The sequence below is a fragment of the Caulobacter sp. ErkDOM-E genome, from assembly GCF_048541895.1.
Classification (GTDB): Bacteria; Pseudomonadota; Alphaproteobacteria; order Caulobacterales; family Caulobacteraceae; genus Caulobacter.
The window spans coordinates 523,142-539,022 of sequence record NZ_CP183331.1; the positions used below are offsets into that span (position 1 = coordinate 523,142).

Sequence of the window (15,881 nt, forward strand, 5' to 3'; positions counted from 1 at the left end):
CACCCGAGGTGAAGCTTACTCAAACAGCGCGGCCTTCAGCTTCTCGAACGCCCGGGCGCGGTGGCTCATGGCGTCTTTCGCCGCCGGTTCCATCTCGCCGAAGGTCAGGTCATGGCCCTCGGGCACGAAGATCGGATCATAGCCGAAGCCCCGGGTCCCGCGCGGCGGGAAGGCCAGGGTTCCGTGGACCTCGCCCTGGACCACCACCGACGGACCGTGCGGCCAGGCCACGGCCAGGGCCGAGGTGAACCAGGCGCTGCGATCGTCCGAGCCGCTTTCGTCCAGCCGCTCCTCGACCTTGGCCATGGCCAGGGCGAAGTCCTTGCCCGGTCCGGCCCAGCGGGCCGAATAGATGCCCGGCGAGCCGTCCAGAGCGGTCACCGACAGACCCGAGTCGTCGGCGATGGCGATCATCCCGGTCAGGTCGGCGGCGTGACGGGCCTTCAGCAGGGCGTTGCCGACGAAGCTGGCCTCGGTTTCCTCGGGCTCGGGCAAGCCCAGGGTCCCGGCGGCGACGAGTTCGAAGCGGCCATCCAGCAGGGCGGCGATCTCCGGCACCTTGCCGGGATTGTGCGTGGCCACTACGAGTTTAAGCCCAGGCTCCAGTCTCAACGCCATGTCGGCCTCCTTGCGGGAAATCACTATGCGGCTCCTTTACTCCGCCTTGTCGCCGTTTGCGCGCAAGGTTCGCATCGTGGCCCACGAAAACGGCTTCACCGACGCGATCACGCTGGAGACCGTCGCCCCGTTCACCGACGAGAGCCTGCGCGCGATCAATCCGCTGAGCCAGGTGCCGACCCTGATCCTGGGCGACGGCGAGATCCTGTTCGATTCCTCGGTGATCTGCGACCACCTCGACGCCGAGGGCGGCGCCGGCCTGATCCCGGCCGGGGGCGCCCCGCGCCGGCGCGCCCTGACCCTGCAGGCCCTGGCCGACGGCATGGGCTCGGCCGCGATCGCCGTGGTCCGCGAGCGCATGCGGCCGGCCGATGAGCAGCGCCCCGAGCTGATCGAGCGCCAGCTGAAGGCCATCGTCGCCGGTCTGGACTTGCTGGAGACCGAGGGCTTCACCCCCGATCTATGGACGATCGCGCAGATCGCCGTCGCGGCCCAGCTGGCCTATTTCGACGCCCGCCAGGTGATCGACTGGCGCGAGGGTCGACCCAATCTGGCCGTCTGGTTCGAGGCCGCCAGCCGGCGTCCGTCGATGGTTGTGACTTCCGTGCAACTGGCCTGATGCCCATCGACCATCATTGCTAAAGTTTAATATCGTTTATCGATATTCAGCATTGTTGCAGACCAAATCGGGGCCTATCTGTTGAGCGTGGACGTCGCCGAGCCCGGCTGGCGTCCGGCCACCTCATGGATCCGCCCAAAAATGCCCGCCGCCCGACTGTTCGACATCGCCGACAAGGTCCTGATGACCCTGATCACCGCCGCCCTGATCGTGGGCGTTCCGGTCTCGGCGATCGCCTTCGTGGTGCAGACGCTCTAGGGGCTTTGGAGGCCCGCCGCGACGCGGGGCAGACATAGGACTGCCCTGGGGAGGGCGAGGGAAAACAGCCAATGCGCGCCTTGGGGCCCGGCTCGGTATCGAGCTTTCTGAAGATCATCCTCGACGTCATCTATGTCGGCCTGTGGATCTTCGTCAGCCTGCTGTCGCTGTTCACCCTGGTGGCGCTGCTGTTCAGCTTCAATCCGGAGCTGCTGGCCCAGATCCTGCCGATCAGCGACGCGGTCGAGGCCGTCAGCCGCGACGGGCCGCTGTTCGCCGGCGCCCTGGCCGCCTGGGCCCTGCTGCTGGGCGGCTGGATGGTGATCGTCGAGCGGTTGCGCCGGATCTTCGCCACCCTGACCGCCGGCGACCCCTTTCATCCCGACAATGTCCTGCGCCTTCGCGTCATTGGCCTGATCCTGGCCAGCCTTGAGGTGGGTCGCTACGTCTTTTCCGGTCTGGCCCGCTGGCTGGCCCCCAAGACCAAGGTTATCGACGACAGCTTCACCCTGACCGCCTGGTTTTCCGTGATGGTCGTCTTTGTCCTGGCCGAGGTCTTCCGCGAGGGCGCCCGCCTTCGCCGCGAAGCCGAACTCACCATCTGATCCGCGGAGATTTCATCCCATGCCCGTCCGCGTGAACCTCGATCGCGTGTTGCTTGACCGCCGCATGTCGCTGACCGAACTGTCCGACCGCGTCGGCGTCACCATCGCCAACCTGTCGATCCTGAAGACCGGCAAGGCGCGGGCGGTGCGGTTCTCGACCCTGGACGCCCTGTGCCGCGAGCTGGACTGCCAGCCCGGCGACCTGCTGACCTTTGAATCCGGCCCGCCCGACAGCGAAGACTGAGCCGGCGGCCCAAAATACCGCTCTCCCCGGCGAAAGCCGGGGCCCAGATCGAACCCCCAGACGCAGTTGTGCTGGCACAGTCGCAAGTCGCGTCATCCCCAGATGCTCAGGTTGAATCTGGGCCCCGGCCTTCGCCGGGGAGAGCGGATTCAAAGACGGGTCAACGACCCATCATCTTCCTCTACAGCGGCGAGCGAGCCCGCACGGCGCGTCCCGCCTCGCCGGTGGTGTCGACCACGGGCACGGGCAGGGCGTCGGCCTCGGTTTCATAGGCCCAGACCCGGAAGCCGTTCAGCTGGTGGGGCCCGAACGAGGTCAGCATCGCCACGTCGGCGGCGTCTCGTCCGTGGGCCACGACAATGCGGCCGATGCGCGGGATGTTGTTGCGGGGGTCGAAGGCCCACCATCGTCCGCCCAGATAGACCTCCATCCAGGCGCTGAAATCCATCGGATCGACGCGCGGCACGCCGATGTCGCCCAGAAAGCCGTTCACATAGCGGGTCGGGATGTTCAGGCAGCGGCACAGGGCCACGGCCAGGTGGGCGTAGTCGCGGCACACGCCGATGCGGCCCTCATAGACCTCATGGGCGGTGCGGGTGGAGCAGGCGGTCTTGTAGTCGAAGGTGATGTGGCCGTGCACGAAGTCGCAGACGGCCTGGACCCGCGCCCAGCCTGGCTGGATGTGGCCAAAGCGGTCCCAGGCGATCTGGCTGAGGTGGTCGGTCTCGCAATAGCGGCTGCCCATCAGATAGCCCAGGCAGTCGTCGGGCAGGTCGGCGACGGGGTGCAACCGGGCGTCTGGGGCCCGGGGATCGACGGCGCCGCTGTCCTCGATGACGCTGTCGCTCCACAGGGTCAGGACGCCGGCCGGGGCCACGAAGCGCCGGCAGGGATTGTCGAACATGTCGCGATAGGTCGAGGTCTCGATGGCCGGCGTCGTGAAGAACGATTCCGCCATCCGCACATCGGCCTCGCGTCCGTCGCGCAGGCCCAGCAGGGTCACCATCGCCGTCGGCCGCTGGCAGTAGACCGTGATCTCGTAGCCATAGCGGATCAGCATCGGGGTCGTCTCACGCGGAGCCGGGCGCCGAGCGGGCGAGGCCGGAAATCGAGAAGGGTTTTGACGGCAACGCGCAGAGCGGCCGAAGGATGCGTCAGCCGAAAGCCGTGACGAGCGAGGGAGCCAGATGGTCCTCGATGCTGGTCACATCGACCTCGACATCCATGCCCAGATAGTCGGTGGGAAAGCCCGCCCAGGTTCCGTGAACGGGCGGCGCCAGGCGCGCATCGCGCACCACGGCGACGCGGATCAGATCGGTATTGCCGACGATGCCGTTGGTCGGGTCGAACTCCACCCAGCCGCATGACGGCAGATAGACCCGCAGCCACGCGTGGGTGTGGCCGCCTCCGGTGCGCTCGACGGCGACCTGCTTGCGCGAGGGGCTGTGGATGTAGCCGGACACGAACTGGGCGGCCAGGCCCAGGCTGCGGACGGCCTCGATCATCAGCACCGCGAAGTCACGGCACGTGCCGCCCCCGCTCTCCAGGGTGGTCAACGGCGTCTGCACGCCGCGTTCGAAGCGCTTGCCGTATCGAAAGTCGGCATAGATCGCCTGGGTCATCTCGGCCAGCAGGTGCTGCAGGCAGGTGGCCCCCGACGGCTTGACGAACCGCAGGGCCCAGCGGGCCAGGACGCCGTCGGGGTCCTCATGCTGGGGCGCGATCGACTGGACCAGATCCGGCAGGTCGTCGGTGGAATAGGCAAAGGGCCGGCCGGCTTCATAGACATCGACATGGCCAGGCACGTCGCCAAAGGCGGGCAGGGGCGTGTGGTCGAGGGTGAACTGGCTCTCAAAGCTCAGCTCGCTGGCGCGGCCTTGAAAGCGGGCGACGCCGATCCAGTTGCCCAGCACATCCTGGACGTACCGCAGCTGGATGGGGGTCGGCGCGATCAGCAGGGTCGACGACAGCAGTCGCTGATCGCAACCTTCGCGCGGGCGCAGCATCATGCGATGGTCGCCAAACGCCACGGGATTGCGATACCGGTAGCGCGTCAGATGGCGGACCGAAAGCACAGGCATTGCACATTACTGGCCGGGATTCGGACCTGGGGTCGACCCACCTTCTTGTCGCAGGTGATCCGGACCCGGTCATTGTGCTCAATGCGGGCGCCCCGTCGGCCTTTCTGCTTCTGGGGGACCATGCGGGGCGGGAAATCCCCAGGCGCCTGAACCGGCTGGGGGTCAGCGACGCCGCCCTGGACCGCCATATCGCCTGGGATATCGGCATTGCGGGCCTTGGAGCGCGGCTCTCGGCCCTGCTGGAGGCGACCTTTGTCGCGCAGGTCTATTCGCGGCTGGTCGTCGACTGCAATCGCCGCCCCGGGGCCGACGGCGCGATGCCGGCGGTCAGCGACGGCGAGCCGATCCCCGGCAATCGGGACCTTTCGCCGCTGGCCGTCGCGGCCCGGATGGCCGAGATCTACGACCCCTACCAGGAGGCGATCGCCGCCGCTCTCGAGGCGCGGGCCGGACGCCAGACCGTCCTGATCGCCCTTCACAGCTTCACGCCGTCGATGCAGGGCCAGGATCGGCCCTGGCGCCTGGGCGTGCTGCACCGTCACGACTCGCCGTTCTCGTCGGCGGTGCTGGCCCGGCTGCGGCAGGATCTGGGCGAGGCGGTCGGCGACAACGCGCCCTATGCGATGGACGAAACGGACAACACCATCCCGCTGCACGCCGATGCGCGCGGTCTGGACTATCTGGAACTGGAGGTTCGTCAGGACCTGCTGGCCGACGCCGAGGGACAGGCGGAGATGGCCGAATGGCTGGCGCCGCGACTGGTCGAGGCGCTGGAGGCTAGAGCGTTATTCGGCGAAGTGGATACCGGTTCGCCGCCGAAATAACGCGTCAAAACAAAAATCTAGAGCAAACGACATGATGCAATCATGGCGATCTTTGCTCTAGAGCTCGGCTTCCAGAGCCGCCGCCTGGCGGGCGCGACGCCTAGCAAACAGCAGGGCCGCCTCGGCCGCGCCTTCGACGCCGCCGCCGGCACGGTCCAGGATGTCACTCTCGACGAACTGAAGGCCCGCCTCGCGCTCTGACTGCCACACCGACCGGGCCAGGTGGATGCGTCGCACGCGGGTGTCGACCAGATAGAGATCGCCGTCCGGAAGGATGGCGCCCAGCAGCCGGATCCGCGCCCCGCCCTCGGCCACGTCGATCAGGGCGCAGCGCAGCGTGTCGCGGCCGCTGATCAGATAGACCTTCCGCGAGGTCGGCCGGCGCGCATGGGCGCGCTGGTCGGCGGCGGTGGTGGTTTGTCGGGCGGTTGCTCGCATGGGATGAGCTTATGCCACGACTAGGTTAACGAGCAGATGCTTGTGCTGAAGGTTGGGTGAGACGCTTCGCCGCGCCTGCCGCGCGGGCAGATTTCAGTTGTAGCGCGGCTTTTTCAGCAGGGTGGTGCGGTCCATCGAGCGGATCTCGACCTCGAAACTGTCGCCCTCGCGCAGCACGCGCAGGGGGATGGTCGCCCCGGCCGGACCCTGGTTCCACAGGGCGGTGTAGAATTCGGTCAGGTCGGAAACCCCCTGGCCGTCGACGGCCAGGATGATGTCGCCGGGCCGCAGCTCGGCGCGGGCGGCGGGGCCCTTGGGCGAGATGCCGACCACCACGACATGGTCTTCGATCTCCTGGGCGAAGACGCCCAGCCAGGGGCGCGGCGGATGGGGCGACTTGCCGCGCGCCAGATCGTCGAGGATCGGCGGCAGCAGTTCGGCGGGCACGAACAGGGTGATCGGATTTGACGAGCCGTCGCGGCCGCGGGTCTCCAGGCTCAGCGATCCCAGGCCCACCAGGTCGCCCTTGGGGCCGATCAGGGCTGCGCCGCTCCAGTGCGGATGGGCGGGCGCGGCCATGATGGCGTCGTCCAGCCGATATTCCCAGTAACCGGCGAACGGCATGCGGGTGACGATCTGGGCCGCCGCCGCGTGGTCGCGCCCCCCGGCCCCGGCGGCGATGACCGCTGCGCCGGCCGTCAGGTCTTTCGACGAGCCGATACGGATCGGCGGCAGGTCCAGCGGCTGCAGGGCCTGGACCAGGCCCAGCCCGCTGCGGGCGTCGATGCCCAGCACATGGGCCGAGACCCGGCGGCCGTCATTCAGCGTCAGGATCACCTCCCGCGCCTCGGTGATCAGATAGGCCATGGTCAGGACCAGCCCGGTGGGACTGATCACCACGCCGTTGCCGATGCGCTCGGTCCCCAGGATCGTCGCCGTATAGGCGTCGGCGGGCACGCGCGCCTCAAGGGCGACGACGGAGTCCAGCACGGTGTCCAGGTCGAACGGATAGGCCTCGGCCGACGGCCGCAGCCGGGCTTCGACTTCATGGCCCCTGAAGGGAGGCGGGAAGGGTGCGGGCACGTCGATCTCCTTTCGGAGATCGAATCTGGGGCGCGTCGACGCCTCGGGCAAGAGGGCGAGGCGTCGCGGACCCGTTTCCGGGCCCGGGCGCCTATTTCCCGATGGCCGCCTTCTGGAACGCGAACAGCTCGCCGATGCCCTTTTCGGCCAGGCCGTACAGGGCCTCGAACTCGCCGCGGGTGAAGCCGCGCTTTTCGCCGGTGGCCTGGATCTCGACGATGTCGCCGCCTTCGGTCAGCACGAAATTGCTGTCGGCCTCGGCGTTGGAGTCTTCCTCATAGTCGAGGTCCAGCACCGGGGTGTCGGCGAACACGCCGCACGAGACGGCGGCGACCTGGCCGGTGATCGGGTCGTTCTTCAGAACGCCTTCATCCAGCAGATATTGCGTGGCCAGGCGCAGGGCGACCCAGGCGCCGGTGATGGCGGCGGTGCGGGTGCCGCCATCGGCCTGGACGACGTCGCAGTCCAGGGTGATCTGGCGCTCGCCCAGGGCCTTCAGGTCGACCACGGCCCGCAGGCTGCGGCCGATCAGGCGCTGGATCTCTTGCGTGCGGCCGGTCTGCTTGCCGGCGGCGGCCTCGCGGCGGCCGCGGGTGTGGGTGGCGCGGGGCAGCATGCCGTATTCAGCCGTGACCCAGCCCTGACCCTTGCCGCGCATCCAGCCGGGGATGCTTTCCTCGACACTGGCGGTGACCAGCACCTTGGTGTGGCCAAAGCCGATCAGGCACGAGCCCTCGGCATAACGGTTGACCCCGGTCTCCAGCGAGACGGCGCGCAATTGGTCGGGGGCGCGTTTCGAAGGACGCATGGCTAACTCCGGGGCTTTGAATGCTAGAAGGGGCCGCTTATCCTATCTGTGACGGGAACTTGAAAGAGCGCCCGACGTATTTGTCGCTTAGCGAGGTCTTCGGCTTCCCGCCATGACGCAATTGTTTGGTCGCACGCCTGGCCTGACCGAGTTGGACGCCCGGGCTCGCGACATCTTCAAGCGCGTGGTCGAGTCGTATCTGGAGACCGGCGAGCCGGTGGGTTCGCGCACGATTTCGCGCGGCGGCCTGCAGCTGTCGCCGGCCTCGATCCGCAACACCATGCAGGACCTGGCGCAGCTGGGCCTGCTGGACGCCCCCCACACCAGCGCCGGGCGCATCCCCACCCACGCGGGCCTGCGGATGTTCGTCGACGGCTTTCTGGAGGTCGGCGATGTTGGCCAGGAGGAGCGCCAGGCCATCGAGGCGCGTCTGTTCTCGCGCGGGCGCTCGTTCGAGGAAGCCCTGGCAGAAGCCGGCTCGATCCTGTCGGGCCTGGCCGGCGGGGCCAGCATCGTGGTGACGCCCGTCCGCGAGGGCGGCGTCAAGCACGTCGAGTTCGTGGCCCTGGGCGGCGATCAGGCCCTGGCGGTGATGGTCTTCGAGGACGGCACGGTCGAGAACCGGCTGATGAAGCGCGCGGCTGGCATGACGCCGTCAGCCTTCCAGGAAGCCTCCAACTTCCTCAACAGCCGCCTGCGCGGCCGCACGCTCAGCGAAGCCATGGACGAGGTCCGGGCCGAGCTGGAGACCGCCCGCCGGCAGCTGGACGAGACGGCGGCGCGGCTGGTCGAGGACGGTCTGGCGGCCTGGGGCGGCGGCGAAGGCGACGCCCGGGCCCTGATCGTGCGCGGCCAGGCCAACCTGCTGGGCGAGCCCGGCGCGCGCGAGGATCTGGAGCGCGTGCGCATGCTGTTTGACGATCTGGAGCAGAAGGGCCAGCTGATCGGCCTGCTCGACGACGTCCGCGAAGCCCAGGGCGTGCGCATTTTCATCGGGGCCGAAACGCGACTCTTTTCGCTTTCGGGTTCCTCCGTGATCGCGGCGCCCTATATGACGGGCCAACGCAAGCTGCTGGGCGCGATCGGGGTGATCGGGCCTACGCGCCTCAACTATGCCCGGGTGATCCCGCTGGTGGACTATACCGCCCGCGTGCTCGGCCGGATGATGGATGGATAAGGACTAGGACCATGAGCGACGATCAAGCGCCGGTTGAAGAGATGGACATGGCCCCGGAAGCCGAGGACGCCGCCCAGGAAATCGAGGCGCTGAAGCTGGAAGTGGCGGCCCTGAAGGATCAGGCCCTGCGCTATCTGGCCGACGCCGAGAACACCAAGCGCCGGGCCGAGCGCGAAATGAACGACGCCCGCGCCTATGCGATCCAGAAGTTCGCCCGCGACCTGCTGGCCGCCGCCGACAATCTGGCGCGCGCCACCGCCATGAGCCCGCGCGACTCGCAGGATCCGGCCGTGACCAACTACATCATCGGCGTCGAGATGACCGAGAAGGAGCTTCTGGCGGCCTTCGAACGCAATGGCCTGAAGAAGATCGAGCCGGCCAAGGGCGAGAAGTTTGACCCCCACCTGCACCAGGCGGTGATGGAGCAGCCCTCGACCGAGGTCGCGGCCGGCGGCGTCATCCAGTTCCTGCAGGCCGGTTACGAGCTGATGGGTCGCCTGGTCCGCCCGGCCATGGTCGCCGTGGCGGCCAAGGGCTCGACGGCGCCGGGTTCGGCTGAACCCTCGTCGGGCGGCGGCGCCAATCCCTATGCGGGCGCCAACACCGAGGCCGACGGCTCGGGCGGTTCGGTCGACATCAAGTCCTGACGCTTTTTCTGGTCGCGCGCCCCCTGGTCGCGAGCCTTGTCGGCGCGTGACCAGGCCCGTTCGTGCAGGTTGAAGAACACCGTCTGGACCAGCGGTTCGACGACGCCCACCGCCAGGGCGATCCGCCAGTCGCGGGTCAGGGCATAGGCGACGGCCACCGCCACGGTCAGGTGCATCGAGGCGTAGGTCAGGGTCTTGAGGGCGAGGCGCATGGCGCACGATCCTAGTTGCGAACTATTCTCAAAAGATAGGCGCGGTTTCCGTGCCTGCAAGGGGGCCCGCCCTCTTCCCCAAGCGCGCGATTTCGCTAATGTCGGCGGTCCATTCTTAACGGGACAACGCGGGGATTCTCTCGACGCGCGTGGTCCCGGAACCTGGACCTGATTTATGAAGCTTACGATTGAACGGGCGGCGCTGCTGAAGGCGCTGGGTCATGTGCAGAGCGTCGTCGAGCGCCGCAACACCATCCCGATCCTGTCGAACATCCTGCTTTCAGCGGATCGCGACACGCTGAGCTTCTCGGCCACCGACCTGGACATGGAGATCATCGACGAGGGCCGGGCCCAGATCGAGGTGCCGGGCCAGATCACCGCGCCCGCCCAGACCCTGTACGAGATTGTCCGCAAGCTGCCGGACGGTTCGGACGTGTCGCTCAGCTTCAGCGGCGATGACCCGCGCCTGGTGATCCAGGCCGGCCGCTCGCGCTTCAACCTGCCGGTGCTGCCGGCCGGCGACTTCCCGGTGATGAGCAGCGACGGCCTCTCGGGCCGCATCGCCGTCGACACCAACGAACTGATCCGGCTGATCGACAAGACCCGGTTCGCGATCTCCACCGAAGAGACCCGCTACTATCTCAACGGCCTCTATCTCCACACCGTCAACGAAGGCGGCGTGGTCAAGCTGCGGGCCGTGGCCACCGACGGCCACCGCCTGGCCCTGGCCGAGATGGACGCCCCCGAGGGCGCCGCCGGCCTGCCGGGCATCATCGTGCCGCGCAAGACCATCCAGGAAGCCCGCCGCCTGATGGAATCGGCCGGCGAGCATGTCGACCTGCAGGTCTCGGCCCAGAAGGTGCGCTTCGAGTTCGGCGCGGCCGCCCTGACCTCGAAAGTCATCGACGGCGCCTTCCCCGACTATCTGCGGGTCATTCCGCGCGACAACGCCAAGATCCTGACCCTCGACAACGACCTGTTCGCCAAGGCCGTCGACCGCGTGGCCACCATCTCGGCCGAGAAGAGCCGCTCGGTGAAGCTGGCCATCGAGCCGGGCCGCATCACCCTGACCGTCCGCAACATGGAAGCCGGCCAGGCCGTCGAAGAGGTCGAGGTCGATTATGACGGCGAGCCCTTCGAGATCGGCTTCAACGCCCGCTACCTGCTGGACGTCTGCGGCCAGATCGGCGGCCCGATCGCCGAGTTCCGCTTCGCCGACCCGGCCAGCCCCACCCTGGTGGTCGATCCGACCGATCCGGGCGTGAAATACGTGCTGATGCCGCTGCGGGTCTGATCCCGCCGAGCAGATGATCCAGGGGCTGCGCGAGGACCTGTTTGTCGAGCTGCTCGACAACATGTTCACCCTTTGGGACGCGACGGATTTTGCAGGCTGCACGACCTGGTTCGACCGCTCGCAGCGCGTCGAGGCGGCGTTCGGCAGCGTCGAGCACCGCATCGACCTGATCGCCATGAACTACGCCGTCCATCGGTCGATCGCCCCCGACGCCCGCTTCGACTCTTTGCTCCGGGAGATCGTCGACCGTGATGAGGCGCGCCAGATCTTCCAGGCCAATATGATGCGCGTGCTGATGGGCGCGGCCGGCGTCTGGCAGAAGGACAATCTGGAGATCGCGCGGCGGTATTTCGGGTAGGACGGCCAGCGCCGCAGGCCCCCTCCTGACCTGCTGCGCAGGTCGTCCTCCCCCTTTCAGGGGGAAGACGGCTGCGAAGCAGCCCGTAGGGGGCAAGTGCGGGGATAAACTGCGCCCAATCCCCAAACGATCGCTGCGAGACAGCAGTGAAATCAACGCCCTGCAAACAAAACGAGCGCGCCTGTCAGACGCGCTCAAACCTCCCGTATTCTGTACCCACCTCGTCGCGAGGAAAGGGCGCAAGGCCAGCGACCATTGCGGCGGCGGGGGGTGATCGAGCGGGGCTGGGGTCGAGGGGGATACTCGACCGGTCCGGGGATCCCGGCGTTGCGGGACCCGCCCGCCGTTGGCGTGGATGAGGACAGACGGGTGTGTTCATTAGTCATTAGCTTGGCTCGCCCGCCTCGACCGCCGAGCGGTTCCGGAAACGGAGCGGCTTGGCTCCCGGTAAGGCCTGAACAGGGCCACCTGACGGGACGCTGACGGATAACGATGACGCGGAGCGCTCGGCTTCGTCGAAACGGTATTCTCTATTTCTCATCCGGACGTGGTCCGGACGCTCCGCGACCCTTTCCATCAACTCGGCGGTTCCCGCGCGAGGTCGCGAAACTGTGTCCGCCAGACTTGCCCCCTCCGCGCCTGCGGCGCTCCTCCCCCGGAGGGGGAAGATGAGTCGGCGGGTTTCATCTTCCCCCGCCGGGGGAAGACGGCTGCGTAGCAGCCCGTAGGGGGCAAGTGACGCAACCGCCAACCTGCCTTAAGAGACCCCCATGGCGTCGGCCGCGATCAACACCCTGACCCTGACCGACTTCCGGTCCTACGCGCACGCCCGCCTCGAGACGGGCGGCGCCAGCGTCTATCTGTTCGGGGCCAACGGCGCCGGCAAGACCAACCTGCTGGAAGCCATCAGCCTGCTGTCGCCCGGCAAGGGCCTGCGCGGCTCCAGCCTGGCCGAGGTGGGGCGGCGGCTGCCGGGCGAGGCCACCGGCCGGGCCTGGGCCGTGGCGGCGCAGGTCGAGGCGGGACTGGAGGAGCCGGTGCAACTGGGCACGGGCGTCGAGACCGGCGGCCAGACCCGGCGGCTGGTGCGGGTGGATGGCGAGACCGTGCCGCCCGGCCGGCTGGCCGATCACATCCGCCCCATCTGGCTGACCCCGGCCCAGGACCGGCTGTTCCTGGAAGCCGCCTCCGAGCGCCGCCGCTTTTTCGACCGGCTGGTCTTCGCCGGCGAACCGTCTCACGCCGCCCACGCCAACGCCTATGACAAGGCCCAGCGCGAACGCATGCGCCTGCTGACCGACGCCTTTGAAAGCGGGGCGCCGGCCGACCCCGTGTGGCTGACCGCTCTGGAAGCCCGCCTCGCCGAGGCCGGCGCCCTGATGGCGGAGGCGCGCGCGCGGACGCTGATCGCCCTGCAGGCCGAGATCGACGGGCGCGGCGACCGGCCCTTCCCGCAGGCGAAGCTGTCCCTGACCGGCGAGTGGGAAAAACTGGCGCTCGAAGGCGTCGAATTCGCCGAGATCGAGCTGCGTCTGGCCACCGCCCTGGCCGCCGCCCGGCCCCGCGACGGCGCCGCCGGACGGGCCCTGACCGGCCCGCATCGGGGTGATCTGGACATCCTGCATGTCGAGAAGGACCGTCCGGCGGCGGAATGCTCGACCGGGGAGCAGAAAGCGCTGATTCTGAACCTGGTTTTGGCCCAGGCGGCGCGACTTTCGCGTGCGGAATCCGCGCCGAATCCTATAGTATTGCTCGACGAAGTCGCCGCGCATCTCGACCTCACGAGGCGAGCCGCTTTGGCCGACGAAATCACGGCGCTCAAGCTCCAGGCCTTCCTCACCGGCACGGACGAGTTGCTGTTCGACCACCTCAAAGGTCGGGCTCTTGGCGTTCGCGTGTGCGACGCCGGCCTGACCGCTTTGGAAGACGTATGACGCAAGAGACCGAAGGCCCGCCCAAAGACGCTGGTGAAGACAACAGCGGCGATCGCCTGACCACTGCCGACGGCTCGCAGATGGCGGCCCCTGAAGTGATGAGCGGCGACTATGACGCCGACTCGATCAAGGTGCTCAAGGGCCTGGACGCGGTGCGCAAGCGCCCCGGCATGTATATCGGCGACACCGATGACGGCTCGGGTCTGCACCACATGGTCTATGAGGTGGTCGACAACGCCATCGACGAGGCCCTGGCCGGTCACGCCACCAAGGTGGAGGTGATCCTCAACGCCGACGGTTCGGTGACGGTCACCGACGACGGTCGCGGCATACCGGTCGACATCCACGAAGGCGAAGGCGTCTCGGCGGCCGAGGTCATCATGACCCAGCTGCATGCCGGCGGTAAGTTCGACCAGAACAGCTACAAGGTCTCGGGCGGCCTGCACGGCGTGGGCGTTTCGGTGGTCAACGCGCTCAGCGACTGGCTGGAGCTGAAGGTTCACCGCAACGGCAAGTCCCACCAGATGCGCTTCGAGCGCGGCGACGCCGTGTCGTCCCTGAAGGTGACGGGCGACTCGCCGATCCGCGAAGAAGGCACGCCCAAGGCCGGCGACTTTCTGACCGGCACCGAAGTGACCTTCTTCCCGTCGCTTGAGACCTTCGCGTTCATCGAATTTGACCGCAAGACGCTGGAGCATCGCCTGCGCGAGCTGGCGTTCCTGAACTCGGGCGTGACCATCTATTTCCGCGACCTGCGCGACGCCGAGCCGTGGGAAGAAAAGCTGCACTATGAGGGCGGCATTGAAGCCTTCGTGCGCCATCTGGACAAGGCCAAGACGCCGCTGCTCAAGGCGCCGATCGTCATTCGCGGCCGCAAGGACAAGGTCGAGATCGATCTCGCCCTGTGGTGGAACGACAGCTATCACGAGCACATGCTGTGCTTCACCAACAACATCCCGCAGCGGGATGGCGGCACGCACCTTTCGGCCTTCCGCGGCGCCCTGACCCGGATCATCACCAACTACGCCGAGAGCTCGGGCATCACGAAAAGGGAAAAGGTCAGCGTCGGGGGCGAGGACGCCCGTGAAGGCCTGACCTGCGTGCTGTCGGTCAAGGTGCCCGACCCCAAGTTCAGCTCGCAGACCAAGGACAAGCTGGTCTCGTCAGAGGTGCGCCCGGCCGTCGAAAACCTGGTGCAGGAAGGTCTGGCCAGCTGGTTCGAGGAACACCCGACCGAAGCCAAGGCCATCGTCTCCAAGATCGCTGAAGCCGCCGCCGCTCGCGAAGCCGCCCGCAAGGCCCGCGAACTGACCCGCCGCAAGAGCGCGCTCGACATCACCAGCCTGCCCGGCAAGCTGGCCGACTGCGCCGAACGCGATCCGGCCAAGTCCGAAATCTTCATCGTCGAGGGTGACTCGGCCGGTGGCTCGGCCAAGCAGGCCCGTAACCGCGACAACCAGGCGGTGCTGCCCCTGCGCGGCAAGATCCTCAACGTGGAACGCGCCCGGTTCGACAAGATGCTGTCGTCCGACCAGATCGGCACGCTGATCACCGCCCTGGGGGCCGGCATCGGTCGCGACGATTTCAACGCCGACAAGGTGCGCTACCACAAGATCGTGCTGATGACCGACGCCGACGTCGACGGCGCCCACATCCGCACGCTGCTGCTGACCTTCTTCTACCGGCAGATGCGCGAACTGATCGATCGCGGCTACATCTATATCGCCCAGCCGCCGCTCTATAAGGCCAGCAAGGGCAAGTCCTCGCGCTATCTGAAGGACGACAGCGAGATGGACGCCTTCCTGATCGACGAGGGCGTCGACGGGGCTGAACTGGACCTGCCGTCCGGCGAGCGTCGCACCGGCAAGGACCTGCTGGCCCTGATCCAGCTGTGCCGTCAGGCCAAGGGCAATATCGATCGTCTGGCCGCCCGCGCCCCGGCCTTCGCCGTGGAGCAGACGGCCCTGGCCGGCCTGCTCAGCGAAAGCCCCGACATCGCTGCTGCCGCCGCCCGCCTCGACCTCTATGCCGAGGAGGGCGATGGCCTGTGGACCGGCGAGCGCGGCGACACGGCCTATATCTTCAAGCGCGTGCGGCGCGGCGTGACCGAGAGCGTCGTTCTGGACGATGGCCTGCTGAACGCCGCCGACGCCCGCCGTCTGGCCGAGCGGGCCGGGGCCCTGGCCGAGATCTTCTCGGGCCGGGCCGTGTTCCGCCGCAAGGACAAGTCGACCACCGTCCGTGGACCGATGGATCTGGTGGGCGCGGTGATGGACGCCGGTCGCAAGGGCCTGTCGATCCAGCGCTACAAGGGTCTGGGCGAGATGAACCCTGACCAGCTGTGGGAGACCACCCTCGACGTCGAGGCTCGCACCCTGCTGCAGGTCAAGGTCAATCATGCCGACGACGCCGACGACATGTTCAGCCGTCTGATGGGCGACCTGGTCGAGCCGCGCCGTGAATTCATCCAGGAAAACGCCCTCGACGCCGAGGTCGACGTCTAGGGCAAGTCTCTGATTTGCCGGTATTTTGAGCAACCCAAGCTCAAAGTCCCGGCGAAGACAGGGGTCAAGCTCGCCAATTCAACGAAAGCGTTGTTCCTGCGGCGATCTGACGCATGCCGCGAGTGACGCCGGCGTCAACTTGCGAAACTCTCGGGCGATTCGGCATAGAATTGCGTG

General features: G+C 67.6%; 18 protein-coding genes. 11 read left to right on the forward strand and 7 right to left on the reverse strand.

Annotation, left to right across the window (positions count from 1 at the left end):
* Positions 1–15 precede the first annotated feature (15 nt).
* Complete coding sequence (gene rdgB, locus ACN2C7_RS02555) at positions 16–618, reverse strand: RdgB/HAM1 family non-canonical purine NTP pyrophosphatase (protein ID WP_419319655.1); 603 nt, start codon at positions 616–618, stop codon at positions 16–18.
* 25 nt (positions 619–643) lie between these two features.
* Between rdgB and ACN2C7_RS02560 the strand changes: the two genes are divergently transcribed.
* From ACN2C7_RS02560 to ACN2C7_RS02575, 4 genes are all read left to right on the forward strand, one after another.
* Positions 644–1,237 (forward strand): glutathione S-transferase family protein, encoded by a 594-nt coding sequence (locus tag ACN2C7_RS02560; RefSeq protein ID WP_419319657.1) that lies wholly within the window; start codon positions 644–646, stop codon positions 1,235–1,237.
* Between the two features lie 141 nt (positions 1,238–1,378).
* Positions 1,379–1,495: a hypothetical protein gene (locus ACN2C7_RS02565; RefSeq protein ID WP_419321526.1), complete on the forward strand. Its 117-nt coding sequence runs from the start codon at positions 1,379–1,381 to the stop codon at positions 1,493–1,495.
* A 71-nt stretch (positions 1,496–1,566) separates the two neighbouring features.
* Positions 1,567–2,100: a DUF2975 domain-containing protein gene (locus ACN2C7_RS02570; protein WP_419319658.1), complete on the forward strand. Its 534-nt coding sequence runs from the start codon at positions 1,567–1,569 to the stop codon at positions 2,098–2,100.
* A gap of 19 nt (positions 2,101–2,119) precedes the next feature.
* Positions 2,120–2,344, forward strand: a complete 225-nt coding sequence (locus ACN2C7_RS02575; protein WP_419319659.1) for a helix-turn-helix domain-containing protein — start codon at positions 2,120–2,122, stop codon at positions 2,342–2,344.
* 181 nt (positions 2,345–2,525) lie between these two features.
* On the opposite strand, the gene ACN2C7_RS02580 is transcribed toward ACN2C7_RS02575, so the two are convergent.
* Together ACN2C7_RS02580 and ACN2C7_RS02585 are read right to left on the reverse strand one after the other, a co-directional pair.
* Positions 2,526–3,404 (reverse strand): transglutaminase-like domain-containing protein, encoded by an 879-nt coding sequence (locus tag ACN2C7_RS02580; RefSeq protein ID WP_419319660.1) that lies wholly within the window; start codon positions 3,402–3,404, stop codon positions 2,526–2,528.
* Positions 3,405–3,498: 94 nt separating this feature from the next.
* Positions 3,499–4,425: a transglutaminase family protein gene (locus tag ACN2C7_RS02585; RefSeq protein WP_419319662.1), complete on the reverse strand. Its 927-nt coding sequence runs from the start codon at positions 4,423–4,425 to the stop codon at positions 3,499–3,501.
* A gap of 74 nt (positions 4,426–4,499) precedes the next feature.
* Here ACN2C7_RS02585 and ACN2C7_RS02590 point away from each other — a divergent pair, with 74 nt between their 5' ends.
* Complete coding sequence (locus ACN2C7_RS02590) at positions 4,500–5,249, forward strand: N-formylglutamate amidohydrolase (protein ID WP_419319663.1); 750 nt, start codon at positions 4,500–4,502, stop codon at positions 5,247–5,249.
* A 57-nt stretch (positions 5,250–5,306) separates the two neighbouring features.
* On the opposite strand, the gene ACN2C7_RS02595 is transcribed toward ACN2C7_RS02590, so the two are convergent.
* The 3 genes from ACN2C7_RS02595 to rph all read right to left on the reverse strand — a co-directional run bounded on the left by ACN2C7_RS02595 (position 5,307) and on the right by rph (position 7,578).
* Complete coding sequence (locus ACN2C7_RS02595) at positions 5,307–5,687, reverse strand: PilZ domain-containing protein (RefSeq protein ID WP_419319664.1); 381 nt, start codon at positions 5,685–5,687, stop codon at positions 5,307–5,309.
* A gap of 93 nt (positions 5,688–5,780) precedes the next feature.
* Entirely contained in the window at positions 5,781–6,770 is a 990-nt protein-coding gene (locus tag ACN2C7_RS02600; protein WP_419319665.1) for a S1C family serine protease, read from the reverse strand.
* 91 nt (positions 6,771–6,861) lie between these two features.
* Positions 6,862–7,578 (reverse strand): ribonuclease PH, encoded by a 717-nt coding sequence (rph, locus tag ACN2C7_RS02605; RefSeq protein ID WP_419319667.1) that lies wholly within the window; start codon positions 7,576–7,578, stop codon positions 6,862–6,864.
* Positions 7,579–7,690: 112 nt separating this feature from the next.
* On the opposite strand from rph, the gene hrcA reads away from it, so the two are divergent.
* Complete coding sequence (gene hrcA, locus ACN2C7_RS02610; RefSeq protein ID WP_419319669.1) at positions 7,691–8,755, forward strand: heat-inducible transcriptional repressor HrcA; 1,065 nt, start codon at positions 7,691–7,693, stop codon at positions 8,753–8,755.
* 11 nt (positions 8,756–8,766) lie between these two features.
* Complete coding sequence (gene grpE, locus ACN2C7_RS02615) at positions 8,767–9,402, forward strand: nucleotide exchange factor GrpE (protein WP_419319670.1); 636 nt, start codon at positions 8,767–8,769, stop codon at positions 9,400–9,402.
* On the opposite strand, the gene ACN2C7_RS02620 is transcribed toward grpE, so the two are convergent.
* Positions 9,342–9,614, reverse strand: a complete 273-nt coding sequence (locus ACN2C7_RS02620) for a DUF2061 domain-containing protein (protein WP_419319671.1) — start codon at positions 9,612–9,614, stop codon at positions 9,342–9,344. The genes grpE and ACN2C7_RS02620 overlap by 61 nt on opposite strands.
* A 175-nt stretch (positions 9,615–9,789) precedes the next feature.
* Between ACN2C7_RS02620 and dnaN the strand changes: the two genes are divergently transcribed.
* From dnaN to gyrB, 4 genes are all read left to right on the forward strand, one after another.
* A complete protein-coding gene (gene dnaN, locus ACN2C7_RS02625) occupies positions 9,790–10,908 on the forward strand; it encodes a DNA polymerase III subunit beta (protein WP_419253101.1) in 1,119 nt (372 codons plus the stop codon).
* Between the two features lie 13 nt (positions 10,909–10,921).
* Positions 10,922–11,266 carry a hypothetical protein gene (locus ACN2C7_RS02630; protein WP_419319673.1) on the forward strand — a complete coding sequence of 115 codons (345 nt, stop codon included), beginning with the start codon at positions 10,922–10,924 and terminating at the stop codon, positions 11,264–11,266.
* Between the two features lie 770 nt (positions 11,267–12,036).
* A complete protein-coding gene (gene recF, locus ACN2C7_RS02635) occupies positions 12,037–13,200 on the forward strand; it encodes a DNA replication/repair protein RecF (RefSeq protein ID WP_419319674.1) in 1,164 nt (387 codons plus the stop codon).
* Between the two features lie 80 nt (positions 13,201–13,280).
* Positions 13,281–15,704, forward strand: a complete 2,424-nt coding sequence (gene gyrB, locus ACN2C7_RS02640; protein ID WP_419321527.1) for a DNA topoisomerase (ATP-hydrolyzing) subunit B — start codon at positions 13,281–13,283, stop codon at positions 15,702–15,704.
* Positions 15,705–15,881: the final 177 nt, after the last annotated feature.

Excerpts from the sequence above, each read along its gene's own strand:
- ACN2C7_RS02630 (WP_419319673.1), top strand. The coding sequence starts at position 10,922 with ATGATCCAGGGGCTGCGCGAGGACCTGTTTGTCGAGCTGCTCGACAAC.
- ACN2C7_RS02560 (WP_419319657.1), top strand. The coding sequence starts at position 644 with ATGCGGCTCCTTTACTCCGCCTTGTCGCCGTTTGCGCGCAAGGTTCGC.
- grpE (WP_419319670.1), top strand. The coding sequence starts at position 8,767 with ATGAGCGACGATCAAGCGCCGGTTGAAGAGATGGACATGGCCCCGGAA.
- dnaN (WP_419253101.1), top strand. The coding sequence starts at position 9,790 with ATGAAGCTTACGATTGAACGGGCGGCGCTGCTGAAGGCGCTGGGTCAT.
- rph (WP_419319667.1), bottom strand. The coding sequence starts at position 7,578 with ATGCGTCCTTCGAAACGCGCCCCCGACCAATTGCGCGCCGTCTCGCTG.
- ACN2C7_RS02595 (WP_419319664.1), bottom strand. The coding sequence starts at position 5,687 with ATGCGAGCAACCGCCCGACAAACCACCACCGCCGCCGACCAGCGCGCC.
- gyrB (WP_419321527.1), top strand. The coding sequence starts at position 13,281 with ATGGCGGCCCCTGAAGTGATGAGCGGCGACTATGACGCCGACTCGATC.
- hrcA (WP_419319669.1), top strand. The coding sequence starts at position 7,691 with ATGACGCAATTGTTTGGTCGCACGCCTGGCCTGACCGAGTTGGACGCC.
- recF (WP_419319674.1), top strand. The coding sequence starts at position 12,037 with ATGGCGTCGGCCGCGATCAACACCCTGACCCTGACCGACTTCCGGTCC.
- ACN2C7_RS02575 (WP_419319659.1), top strand. The coding sequence starts at position 2,120 with ATGCCCGTCCGCGTGAACCTCGATCGCGTGTTGCTTGACCGCCGCATG.
- ACN2C7_RS02580 (WP_419319660.1), bottom strand. The coding sequence starts at position 3,404 with ATGCTGATCCGCTATGGCTACGAGATCACGGTCTACTGCCAGCGGCCG.
- ACN2C7_RS02570 (WP_419319658.1), top strand. The coding sequence starts at position 1,567 with ATGCGCGCCTTGGGGCCCGGCTCGGTATCGAGCTTTCTGAAGATCATC.
- ACN2C7_RS02585 (WP_419319662.1), bottom strand. The coding sequence starts at position 4,425 with ATGCCTGTGCTTTCGGTCCGCCATCTGACGCGCTACCGGTATCGCAAT.
- ACN2C7_RS02620 (WP_419319671.1), bottom strand. The coding sequence starts at position 9,614 with ATGCGCCTCGCCCTCAAGACCCTGACCTACGCCTCGATGCACCTGACC.
- rdgB (WP_419319655.1), bottom strand. The coding sequence starts at position 618 with ATGGCGTTGAGACTGGAGCCTGGGCTTAAACTCGTAGTGGCCACGCAC.
- ACN2C7_RS02565 (WP_419321526.1), top strand. The coding sequence starts at position 1,379 with ATGCCCGCCGCCCGACTGTTCGACATCGCCGACAAGGTCCTGATGACC.